Genomic DNA, 12023 nt, shown 5'->3' on the forward strand with positions numbered 1-12023 from the left:
CCCCCTAAAGGCCCCCCAAGGCTTCAAGGGAACGGACACATGGCACAGATCATCGACGGCAAGGCCCTCGCCGCAAGACTGATGGAGGACACCCGCCAGGGCGTCGCCGACATCGTCGCCGCCACCGGCAGCGCGCCGGGCCTCGCCGTGGTGCTCGTCGGCAGCGATCCGGCCAGCGAGGTCTATGTCGGCCGCAAGATCAGCCAGTGCCGCAAGGCCGGCATCAACTCGATCGAGCACCGCCTGCCCGCCGATACCGATCAGGCCGCGTTGATCGCCCTGATCGACAGCCTCAACGCCGACCCCGCCATCCACGGCATCCTCGTGCAGCTTCCCCTGCCCAAGGGCCTCGACGCCGCCCCCATCCTCGACCGCATCAGCCCGGCCAAGGATGTCGACGGCTTCCATCCGGTGAATGTCGGGCGCCTGTCCTCGGGCACCGGCGGCCTCGTGCCCTGCACCCCGCTGGGCATCATGCTGCTGCTCGACAGCGTGATCGACGACTATCGCGGCCTCAACGTCTGCGTCATTGGCAAGTCGAACATCGTGGGCAAGCCGGTCTCCATGCTGCTCCTTGAGCGCGAGGCGACCGTCACCGTCACCCATATCGAAACCATCGACCTGCCCGATATCGCCCGCAAGGCCGACATCATCGTGGCAGCGGCCGGCGCCCCGCACCTCGTGCGCGGCTATTGGGTGAAGCCCGGCGCGGTGGTGATCGACGTGGGCATCACCCGCATCACCGACCACGACGGCGTGACCAAGCTGGTCGGCGATTGCGCGACTCACGAACTGGACCACGCCCGCGCGGTGACGCCCGTGCCCGGTGGTGTTGGGCCGATGACCATCGCCTGTCTGTTGGCCAATACGGTCAAGGCAGCCAAGATGGGCTTGAAGTAAGAAAGATCATGCGAGGGTGTTACACCCTCGCGCTCCCATTTTTGTCAGCGTTGCGCATCGGGTTCGGCCATAGAATAAGGTCGCCGCGCCGCAGGCAGGAAATTGAATGCCTGCGGCGCCTTAGATAGCGCAGGTGGAGAGCCGGGGCGCACCATTTCGGCGCCACTACCCCATCGTCGGAAGACGTTATGGGAGCGCGAGGGGGTAACCCCCTCGCATCTTTCTTACTCTTTTTTTATCCCAGAAACACTTCGTCACACACGGGACGATCAAGCGCAAAGCGCGGGCTTTATCTCCGTATTCATCACGGAAATGGAGCCCACCCTCATGTTGTTCACCACTTTTGCGACGCTGGCGCTGAGCGCCTCCGCCCCCACCATGATCGACCAGCCTCTTCAGGCCATTGGCTGCCATCCGCAGCCGGGCAAGGTGATGGGTTGTGTCACCAATAGCCATGTCGTTGCGCAGCAGCGCGCGATGGGCACCGCTCCGGTGGTGCTGGCCAAGGTCGATGACGCCACTGCCCCGCGCACTGTCGCCTGCCATCCCGATCCCAGCCGCAACCGTGGCTGTTTCCGCCCGGCGCCGGGTGCTCAGGTGAAGCCTGTCGTGGCCAAGGCCGCAGCGCAGCCCGTGCAGGAGAGCGCCGAAGCCGATCGCGCAACCGCGTCCCAGGGCAGCAGCCTCCGCAAGGTTGGCTGATGTCCTGCCGGGCGGCGGTCGACCTTCCCATGGGTGGGTCATGCCACCTCCTTTATGCGTCGTGCCCTGACGCAGGCATGGCCTGACCGCCGCCCGGCTACCTTCCCCTTGAAAAGAGAGCGCAAGCGTGACACTTCGTGCGTTGATGCCTGATATTGCCGCCCCTGATGCCGTTCCCGGTTCGGCGCCCTCGATCCTGCTGGTCGAGGATGACACCGCGCTGCGCGTGCTGACGGCGCGTGCCCTCAAGGCCCATGGCTATGACGTGCGCACGGCCTGCAGCGGCGCGGAGATGTGGGTGGCGCTCGAAGCGGCGCCGGCCGATCTGCTGGTGCTCGACATCATGCTGCCCGGCACCAATGGCATCGAGCTGTTCCGCCGCATCCGCAAGACCAGCGAGGTGCCGATCATCTTCGTCTCCGCGCGCGGCAGCGAGGAAGACCGCGTGCTGGGTCTGGAACTGGGCGCCGACGACTATCTGGCCAAGCCCTTCGGCACGCGCGAGCTGATCGCGCGCATCGGCGCGGTGCTGCGCCGTGGCGGCGGCAATGGCGGCGAGAACACCAGCGGTGAGCGCGATCTGGGCCGCCGCGATGTGGAGTTCGACGGCTGGCGCCTGTCCATGGCCCGCCACGAGCTGACCGCGCCCGACGGCACCATCGTCGACCTGACCGGCGCGGAGTTCGACCTGCTCTGCACCTTCGTCAGCCAGCCGCAGCGCGTCATCGGGCGCCAGCGGCTGATCGAACTGTCGCGCACCCGCATCGGCGATTCGTCGGACCGCTCGATCGACGTGCTGGTCAGCCGCCTGCGCCGCAAGCTGACCGACACCGGCGGCACCGCGCCGCTCGTCACCGTGCGCGGCGTGGGTTACATGTTCAACCTGCCGGTCACGCGTTCTTGATCCATCGCTTGCGCCAATGGGCGGGCCATATCGGCCTGTTCGGGCGTCTTCTGGCGCTCCTGGTGCTGGTGATGATGGTGGATTTCACCGCCAACGCGCTGATTTTCGAGAAAGCCAGCGACTTCGCCCTGCATCAGGAGGATGCCGCCCGCCTTGCCGAAAGGCTGGTGGTGGCCGATCAGGTGCTGGAGACCGAGCCGCTGATCTCGCGCCCCCGCGTCGCCGGGGAACTGAGCACCGAAACCCTCAAGATCAGTTGGTCCCCGGCGCGTGAACGCCCGCTGGCGGCGCTGACTCTGGCGGCGCTGCAGGGGCAGATCCTCTCCGCCCAGCCCTCTTTGGCGCATCGCAATCTGCAACTGCACCTTTCCACCTTTTCCGAGGATATCGGCGGCTCGCTGACGCTGAGCGACGGATCGCTGGTCAGCTTTCACAACCACAGCAGGCGGGCATGGCCGCTCAAGGCCGGGCGGCTGATCTCGCTGGTGCTGCCCTCGCTGGTGCTGGTGGGCCTCGCGCTGGTGATGATGCAGGCGATCCTGCATCCGCTGCGCCGTCTGGTGCTGGCCACCCGCCGCGTCGGCACCTCGCAATCCTCCGCGCTGGAGCCTGCCGGGCCCGCCGAGGTGCGCAACCTCATCCACGCCTTCAACGCCATGCAGAGCCGCATCGACAGCCTGCTGGCCACCGGCACCCAGACCATGCTGGCGATCGGCCACGATCTGCGCACCCCGCTGGCGCGCCTGCACCTGCGCCTCGACGAGGCCCCGCTCGACCCCGCCGCGCGCGAGGCGATGCAGGGCGACATCGGCGAGATGCGCGACCTGCTCTCCTCGCTCCAGACCTTCGTGGAACCGCGCAGCGCCGAGCCGCCGCGCCGCATCGATATCGCCGCCATGGTGCAGACTCTGGTGGACAATGCGCAGGATCAGGGCAGCGATGCCAGCTACTCCGGGCCGGACACGATGGTGGTGATGGGCCGCGCGGTGCCTTTGCGCCGGGCCCTGTCCAATCTGGTGAGCAACGCCCTGCATTACGGCGGCAATGCCGAGGTCTCGCTCTCCGTGGTGAACAACCGCGTGACGGTGGTCATCGCCGACCGCGGGCCGGGCATTCCGGAAGAAGAACTCGCCCATGTGATCCAGCCCTTCGTGCGGTTGGATCATGCCCGCTCGCGCGATACGCCGGGGATGGGTCTGGGTCTGGCCATCGTCGAGAAATCGCTGAACGGTGAAGGCGCGAGCGTGGCGCTGGCCAACCGCGAGGGTGGCGGTTTGGTCGCGACGGTGACTTTGGCAGGCGGAGCTTGTTAGGGGGTGAAAGTGGCCTCCGGCGGGCAAAGGGCCATTGCCCTTTGCAATCCCTTTCGTGTCGGCCTTGTGCTATGGGGTTCGGCGTCAGGTGTTGGGCGCAATGTAGCCATTTTGTCAGCCGCTTCGCGGAAGGGAAATGGCCACAATGGCTTGGAAGCCACACCTGCGCGGATAGAAGGCAGGCCCTCCGCCTTCTCTCTTGCGAGGCAGGCACGTCCGCGATAAATGCCGCCCCAACCCCCTGTGAGGGGATCAGGAGATGGATGTCGCCTTTTTAACCGCCTTTTGGCTGCGGACACGCCCTCTCGACGTCACCCGGAATGGTGAGGCCCAGGTGTTGGCCAGGCTGGCGAGCCCATTCGAGGACGGATTGCGGATTGTCACCGGGATCCGATGGATCAGGTCATGAGCACCCATAAAACCGTCCAGCTTTTCTACAATCCGCAGGCCGGAAGCTACAGCGACGCGACCATCAACCGCCTCCAGCAGGCCTTTCGCGATACAGGCGCGCGCGTCCATCTCACGCCAAGCGTCGATACGCCGCCCGTCATCGATCCTGCCGCAACCCATATCTGCATCGCCGGGGGCGATGGCACGGTGCGCCATGTCGCCGAAGCCGTGGTGCGCGCCAACCGGGAGCTTCCGGTCGCCATCTACCCGGCCGGAACGGTCAATCTTCTGGCACGGGAAGGCAAGCTTGGCCGGCGCCCCGCGCGTCTGGCGCAAGCGCTGGTCCATGGCACCACCCGTCGGCACAGCCCGGTCAAGGCGGGCGACAATCTGTTTTTCGCCTGCGCCAGCGTCGGGCCGGACAGTCTGGCGGTGGCCTCTGTCGCATCATCCGTGCTCAAGCAGCAGATCGGTCGCTTTGCCTATGTGGCCGCCGTTGCGCGCCTGTTGCACAAATGGCCAAGGCACCGGATCTCGCTGCGCGCGAATGGCCGTTCATGGGATTGTGAAGCGGTCTATATTGCCAAGGGGCGATACTATGCCGGCCCGTGGAGCTTCGCGCCTCAGGCCAAGGGCGATGATGGCCAATTGCATGTTGTCGCGCTGCGGCAGGCTGGGCGCTGGGAATTCCTCCGCTTTTATTGGCGCCTGCTGGGGGGCGCCGATGTGGTTCGCGACAAGAACGTGATCGCTTTTTCCTGCACGCAGCTCTCGCTGCAATCGGACGGCCCGCTGCCCTTGCAGGCGGATGGCGATGTGGTCGCGTCCTGCCCCATCGATGTCTCGATTCACGAGACTCCGGTCCATATCTGCTGAAGCGCCGCGGACAGGATTCTTCTGCCCGACGAACACGCAACAAACGCTGAAAACCAGGCACCCACGCCGACAACTAATGGGAGCGCGAGGGTATTAACTCTCGCACTTTCCCTTTAACTTCCTTTATTTTTCAAAATCATAACATCATTCCGCACCGCAGCAACACTTCCTTACACATCAGCGGATCGCGGGCAAAACACGCTGCCTAAATTCACCTCCAAGGCTCGGGTGGGAGTACCCCATTTCCCCTCTCATTCGGGCCGCCCCATATCTGACAAGAGGTGATAAAATGAACGACCTCATCGGCCGCGTGTTCAGCTTCGAAAAGACCACTTTCCCCGCCAGTGGAGAGCTGTTCGCCAAACTCACCAGCGAAGGGCAGGAGCCCAAGGCGCTGATGATCTCCTGCGCGGACTCGCGCATCGTGCCCGAGCAGATCCTGCAGGCCCAGCCCGGCGATCTGTTCGTCTGCCGCAACGCGGGCAACATCGTGCCCCCCTATTCCACCATGAATGGCGGCGTGTCCTCCACGGTGGAATATGCCGTGGTGGCGCTGGGCGTGCGTGACATCATCGTCTGCGGCCACTCGGACTGCGGCGCGATGAAGGCGCTCTCCAACCCCGTCGGTCTGGAGGCGATGCCCAATGTCGCCGCCTGGCTGCGCCACGGCGCGGCGGCGGAGCATATCGTCAGCAACACCTCGCCGCATCTGCATGACAAGGCCCGCGTGCGCGCCGTCAGCCTTGAGAACATCATCGCCCAGATCGCCCATCTGCGTACCCATCCCTCGGTGGCCTCGGCCATCGCCAAGGGCGAGATGGCCCTCCATGGCTGGTTCGTGGACATCCATGCCGGTCAGGTCTTGGGTCTGGACGGCGACACCGGCCAGTTCGTCCCCCTGCGCGAGGATCAGCCGCTGCCGGTGGCTCTGCATGCCGCCCGCCGCATCGCGACCGACGCCCAATTGGCGGAAGCCGCTGAATGAGCGGGCCTTCCGCTCCCTCCGCATCAACGAAGCCCGGTACGAAAGTGCCGGGCCTTTCGGTGCGTGACCTCACCGCATCCATCGTGGTGTTCCTGGTGGCCATGCCGCTGTGCATGGGCATCGCCATCGCCTCTGGCGTGCCGCCCGAAAAGGGCCTCGTCACCGGCATCATCGGCGGCATCGTCGTCGGCTTTCTGGCCGGTTCGCCGCTTCAGGTCAGCGGGCCTGCGGCCGGTCTGGCCGTCATCATCTTCGAATTCGTGCGCGATCATGGGCTTTCGGCGCTGGGGCCGATGCTGGTCATCGCCGGGCTGATCCAGTTCGTGGCCGGTGTGGCGCGTCTGGGCGGGCTGTTCCGCGCGGTCTCGCCTGCCGTGGTGCATGGCATGCTGGCGGGCATCGGCGCGCTGATCGTGGCGGGCCAGTTCCACATCCTCTTCGACGCCAAGCCGATGTCGAACGGCCTTGCCAACCTCTCGGCCATGCCGGGCCGCGTGCTGGGCCTGAACTTCGCCGACGCGCATTCCACCGAGATCGCGCTGGGCCTCGGCCTGCTGACCATCGGCGTGATGCTGGCCTGGGAGAAATTCCGCCCCGCCTCGCTGAAGCTGGTGCCCGGCGCGCTGCTGGGCGTGGTTGCCGCCACGGCGGTCGCCGCCTCGCTGGGTCTGCAGGTCGCGCGCATCAGCGTTCCGGAATCGATCTCGGCGGCCTTTGCCATGCCCGGCACGGACTTCTTCGGTCCGATCCTGGCCAACCCCGCGATCGCCACCGCCGCCATCGCCATCGCCTTCATCGCCAGCGCCGAAACGCTGCTGTCGGCGGCTGCGGTGGACCGCATGCATGACGGCGTGCGCACCGATTACAACAAGGAGCTGCGCGCACAAGGCGTGGGCAACCTCCTCTGCGGTCTGGTCGGCGCCCTGCCGATGACCGGCGTGATCGTGCGTTCCTCCGCCAACGTGCAGGCCGGAGCGCAGACCCGCGCCTCGGCGATCCTCCACGGCGTGTGGATTCTCGCCCTTGTCGCGCTGCTCCCCTGGGTGCTGCGCGAGGTGCCCATGGCAGCGCTGGGCGGCATCCTCGTGGTCACCGGCTGGCGCCTGATCAGCCTCAAGCATGTGCGCCACCTCTTCGAGAACTACGGCCCCATCCCCGCTGGCATCTGGGCCGCCACCTTCGCGCTGGTGGTCACCACCGACCTGCTGACCGGCGTGCTGGTGGGCCTTGGCCTCTCGTTGATCGAGGTGGTGCCGCATATCTCGCGCCTCAAGCTGGGCATCGAGCAAGGCGCGCACGGTGAGGCCCGCCTCGTCCGCCTCTCGGGCGCGGCCACCTTCCTCACCCTGCCGCGCCTGACCCGCGCGCTGGAAGAGGTGCCCGCCGACAAGCCCGTCCACCTCGACCTCGATTCCCTCGCCGGGCTCGACCACACCAGCGCCGAAATGCTCGGCGAATGGCTGGGCCGCCGCCGCCGCGCGGGGCTGGCCGCATCGGTCAGCGGGCGTGAGGAGATGGTGCGGACCTTCGCCCATGCATAAATTCCAGAGCTGAACCCGGCACGGTCTGCGACCTGCGTCCAGACCGTCTCGCAACTCGAGGCCGTCCCCTTCCAGTCGGGGGCGGCCTTTTTTGATTCAGGAAGGGAATAAGCAGGGGGTGTTACACCCCCTGCACCCCCGGAACGTCTTCCGACGCATGGGCAGCGCAGGTGGAAACCATGCGCCAACGTCCCACCGCCGGAGGCAATTATTCCCTGCGGGACAGAGAGGTTGGGCGCTTCGCCGCAACCCCGCACAAGATATCGTCGGGAGACGTAACGGGGGTGCAGGGGGCGATGGCCCCCTGCTTTCATCCCTTGAAACCCCCTTCAAAAACCGACCACCCGGCCCCCGCAGCCAACCGCTCAAGCGCAATCGACCCCAGCAAAGAGTTCCCCTGAGCATTCAACCCCGGCGCCCACACAGCGATCGAGGCCACCCCCGGCGCCACCACCAGAATCCCGCCGCCAACGCCGGACTTCCCCGGCAGGCCGACGCGGAACGCGAACTCGCCCGAATTGTCGTAATGCCCGCAGGTCATCATCAGCGCATTGATGCGCCGCGTGCGATGCGCCGACAGCACCTGCCGCCCGGTTTCCGGATTGCGCCCGCCCAGCATCAGATAGCGCCCGGCCAGCGCCAGTTGGCGGCAACTCATCGCGATGGAGCAGCAGTGCGAATAGACCCCCAGCACGCGGTCGACATCATTGTGCAGATTGCCGAAGGCCTTGGTGTAATTGGCCAGCGCCTGATTGCGAAAGCCCGTCTCCAGCTCGGCGCGGGCGATATGCTCGTCGATGGCGATGGTGTCGTCACCGGCCAGATCGCGCACCAGCCGCATGACCTGCCCGATCGCCTCGCGCGGTTCGTGGCGGGCCAGGATCATGTCGGAGACGACGATGGCTCCGGCGTTGATGAAGGGGTTGCGGGGCACGCCTTTCTCATTCTCCAACTGGACGATCGAGTTGAAGGCGCTGCCCGAGGGTTCACGCCCCACCCGGCGCCAGAGCTGGTCGCCCGCCGTGCCCAGCGCCAGAGTCAGGGTGAAGACCTTGGAGATGCTCTGGATCGAAAAGGGCTCCTCGGCGTCGCCGCCGGTCAAGATTTGCCCCTCGGCGGTCACCACCGCCAATCCGAACTTCTCCGGAGAAATACGGGCGAGCGGCGGAATATAATCGGCCACCTTCCCCTTGTCCTCCATGGCCCGCATGTCGGAGACGATGGCATCGATCAGCGGCTGAAGAACGGTCATAACTGGCACTTTCCGGGGTTTTCCGGCTGTGGTGTGCCGCCTGTAACCGCGCGGATCAAGAGAGCTTTCCGTCCATTTCTTCAAGATGTTGTTCGTCGCATTCGGGCAACATACTTTCCCAATTGTTAACCTTCCTGCGGGCAGGGTTCCCTACCGGGCCAACCGTAATTCGCGGTGATTCGCCCCCTCGGGAAGCGTAATGTCGTCTGTCTATTTCTGCCTTGTCGACCAGCATGAGCCCTGGCTGGTCCTTCTTGCGGCCACGATCTGCCTGTTGACCGCGATCAGCGGCATGATGCTGCTGCGCCATGCAAGACAGCAGGGCAGCAACGGCTGGGCGATTGCGGCGGGGGCCTCGACCGGCTTTGGCGTGTGGGCCACGCATTTCGTCGCCATGCTGGGTTATACGCCCGGCTTGCAGATGGCCTATCTGCCGGGGCTGACGCTGGCCTCGCTGCTGGTGGCGGTGCTGGGCGTGACGGCGGGCATGGCGATCGCCCGTTCTCGCCGCCGCCCGCTGGGCCATGCGGCGGCGTGCGTGGTCATCGGCGGCAGCATTGCCGCGATGCATTACATCGGCACCGCCGCGCTGGATCTGCCCGCGCGGATGGTCTGGAACCCCGTGATGGTGGCGGTGTCGGTGCTGCTGGCGGTGCTGCCGCTCTATCCCGCGCTGCGTCTGGCGCTCGGCCGCCGCAAGCTGTGGCCCGCCTTCCTGCTGCTCAGCCTGTCGGTGGACAGCCTGCATTTCACCGGCATGGCCGCCTTCACGCTGATCCCGCAGCGCATCGCGCAGACTGCCGGGCTGACGCTCAAGCCCGAGGCGATCGCCGCCATGGTCGGCTTTGCCACCTGGCTGATGCTGCTGGCGGGCATGGTCGCGCTGATGCTCAGCCGCCGCGCGCGTGCCGCGATCCACAACGATGCGCGCGCGCTCTCGATTCTGGTCGGCGGCATTTCGGATTGCGCGCTCTACATGCTGACCAATGAGGGGCGCATCGCCTATTGGAACCCCGGCGCGCAGCGGCTGAAGGGCTACAGCGGCGCCGAGGCGATCGGCATGCCCCTCTCCCGCTTCTACACGCCCGAGGACCGCGCGGCGGGCCTGCCCGAACGCGCGCTGGCCATCGCCGCGCGGCAGGGCAAATATGTCACCGAGGGCTGGCGCTGCCGCAAGGATGGCAGCCGCTTCTGGGCCCATGTCACCATCGAGCATATCGTCGACAAGGATGGTGTGACACCGCTGGGCTTCGCCAAGATCACCCGCGACATGACCCGCCTGAAGGAAGAGCAGGACGGGCTGGCGGCGATCCGCGCCCAGCTCAACACCGCGCTCGACAACATGCATCAGGGTCTGGCGCTGTTCGACCGCAAGCACCGGCTGGTGCTGGCCAATTCGCGGCTCTGCGCCATGTGGGGCATCGCGCCGGGCATGCTGCTGCCGGGCAGCGACTGCGGCCTGGTGATCGGGCAGATGATGGAAGGGCAGAACGTCACCGACCGCGTCGCCATCCGCGCCCTGCTGGAGCAGGCGCTGCACACCGCCGACGGCCAGCGTGTGCTGGTGGAGTGCCATGAGGATTTCCACGTCGGCATCACCAGCCGCGCGCTGGAGGATGGCGGCCATGTCGCCACCTTCGAGGATGTGACCGAGCGCCGCCGCAACGAGGCGCGCATGGCCCATCTGGCCGCGCATGATCCGCTGACGGGCTTGGCCAACCGTGCCCATTTCAACGAATGGTGCGCGCGCGAGATGCTGCTGGCCACCCGCCACAACCAGCGTTTCGCGGTGGTCGCGCTCGATCTCGACCGCTTCAAGGAAATCAACGACCGGCTCGGCCATGCCGCCGGCGACCGCGCTCTGGCCGAGGTGGGCCGCCGTCTGGCCGGGGCCTGCCGCGAGGGCGAGATGGTGGCGCGGCTGGGTGGCGACGAGTTCGCCGCCGCCCGCCTCTACACCAGCCAGAGCGAGCTGGCCGATTTCGTCGAGCGCCTGTCCGCCTGTTTCCGCCGCGGCGCCGACACCGGAGACATGCCGATGCGCGCCAGCTTCGGCGTCGCCATCTTCCCGCAGGACGGGCACAACCGCGAGGCGCTGCTCAACAATGCCGATCTGGCGATGAACCGCGCCAAATCGACGCGCGGCGAGCCGATCTGCTATTACGAGCAGGGCATGGACGAGCATGCCCGCACCCGCCGCCGCATCGCGGGCGACCTGCACAATGCGCTGGCGCATGAGGAACTGTGCCTGTTCTACCAGCCCCAGCATTCGGTGCGTACCGGCGCGCTGACCGGCTATGAGGCGCTGGTGCGCTGGCGCCATCCGCTGCGCGGCATGATCGCCCCGCTCGATTTCATTCCCGTGGCCGAGGAAACCGGCGCCATCTTCGCCATCGGCGAATGGGTGCTGCGCCGCGCCGCGCGCGATGCCGCGCTGTGGGCGGGCAACATCAAGGTGGCGGTCAATGTCTCGCCGGTGCAGTTGCAGCAGCCCGATCTGGCGCAGCGCATCGCCCAGATCCTGATCGACACCGGCCTGCCCGCCAGCCGCCTCGAGCTGGAGATCACCGAAAGCGCGATCTTCGCCGACAAGAGCCGCGCCTTGCATGTGCTGCGCCAGATCAAGGCGCTGGGCATCGCGATTGCCATGGACGATTTCGGCACGGGCTATTCCTCGCTCGACACGCTGCATTCCTTCCCCTTCGACAAGATCAAGATCGACAAGAGCTTCCTCAAAAGCGCCGCCACCAGCCCGCAATCCGCCGCGATCATGCGCACCGTGCTGGCACTGGGCCGCAGCCTGGAGATCCCCGTGCTGGCCGAGGGCGTGGAAACCGAGGACCAGCTCGACCTGCTGCGCCGCGAAGGCTGCGACGAGGGCCAGGGCTATCTCTTCGGCTATCCCCAGCCGCTGGGCGGGGCTGTGCGCAGCCCGCCGCCGGTGGCCGCCAACAGCACCGAAGCGCCCGGCGGCGCGGCGCAGGCGGGCGTGGCGGCCTGATTGCGCTAACGCAGACCTATTCCTTCCGGGAAAAGGCTGATTTTGACAGAAAGACTCTGGCCATCCTCCGGCAAACCGGCGATGGCATCGGCTTAACCGACCATGGACAAGACCATGGCGGCAGCATGATCCCCGGACGGCCCCGTGCCGACCGGGCAG

The 12023-nt window shown here is 66.5% G+C and carries 9 protein-coding genes; 8 read left to right on the forward strand and 1 reads right to left on the reverse strand.

Annotated elements, in window-relative coordinates:
- Positions 1 to 39: 39 nt before the first annotated feature.
- From folD to ABDW49_RS15875, 7 genes are all read left to right on the forward strand, one after another.
- Entirely contained in the window at positions 40 to 900 is an 861-nt protein-coding gene (gene folD, locus ABDW49_RS15845) for a bifunctional methylenetetrahydrofolate dehydrogenase/methenyltetrahydrofolate cyclohydrolase FolD (RefSeq protein WP_343612981.1), read from the forward strand.
- 327 nt (positions 901 to 1227) lie between these two features.
- Positions 1228 to 1602 (forward strand): hypothetical protein, encoded by a 375-nt coding sequence (locus ABDW49_RS15850; RefSeq protein ID WP_343612983.1) that lies wholly within the window; start codon positions 1228 to 1230, stop codon positions 1600 to 1602.
- A gap of 145 nt (positions 1603 to 1747) precedes the next feature.
- Entirely contained in the window at positions 1748 to 2506 is a 759-nt protein-coding gene (locus ABDW49_RS15855; RefSeq protein WP_343614325.1) for a response regulator transcription factor, read from the forward strand.
- Between the two features lie 8 nt (positions 2507 to 2514).
- Positions 2515 to 3819, forward strand: coding sequence for an ATP-binding protein (locus ABDW49_RS15860; protein WP_343612984.1), 1305 nt, complete (start codon positions 2515 to 2517; stop codon positions 3817 to 3819).
- Positions 3820 to 4224: 405 nt separating this feature from the next.
- Complete coding sequence (locus ABDW49_RS15865; RefSeq protein ID WP_343612985.1) at positions 4225 to 5085, forward strand: diacylglycerol kinase family protein; 861 nt, start codon at positions 4225 to 4227, stop codon at positions 5083 to 5085.
- A gap of 289 nt (positions 5086 to 5374) precedes the next feature.
- Positions 5375 to 6070 carry a carbonic anhydrase gene (locus ABDW49_RS15870; protein WP_068088415.1) on the forward strand — a complete coding sequence of 232 codons (696 nt, stop codon included), beginning with the start codon at positions 5375 to 5377 and terminating at the stop codon, positions 6068 to 6070.
- Positions 6067 to 7611, forward strand: coding sequence for a SulP family inorganic anion transporter (locus ABDW49_RS15875; RefSeq protein ID WP_343612989.1), 1545 nt, complete (start codon positions 6067 to 6069; stop codon positions 7609 to 7611). Before ABDW49_RS15870 ends, ABDW49_RS15875 begins: the two co-directional genes overlap by 4 nt.
- Before the next feature lie 310 nt (positions 7612 to 7921).
- On the opposite strand, the gene ABDW49_RS15880 is transcribed toward ABDW49_RS15875, so the two are convergent.
- Positions 7922 to 8863, reverse strand: coding sequence for a glutaminase (locus ABDW49_RS15880; protein WP_343612990.1), 942 nt, complete (start codon positions 8861 to 8863; stop codon positions 7922 to 7924).
- Positions 8864 to 9062: 199 nt separating this feature from the next.
- On the opposite strand from ABDW49_RS15880, the gene ABDW49_RS15885 reads away from it, so the two are divergent.
- Complete coding sequence (locus ABDW49_RS15885; protein ID WP_343612992.1) at positions 9063 to 11864, forward strand: EAL domain-containing protein; 2802 nt, start codon at positions 9063 to 9065, stop codon at positions 11862 to 11864.
- Positions 11865 to 12023 lie beyond the last annotated feature (159 nt).

Source organism: Novosphingobium sp. (assembly GCF_039595395.1).
GTDB lineage: Bacteria > Pseudomonadota > Alphaproteobacteria > Sphingomonadales > Sphingomonadaceae > Novosphingobium.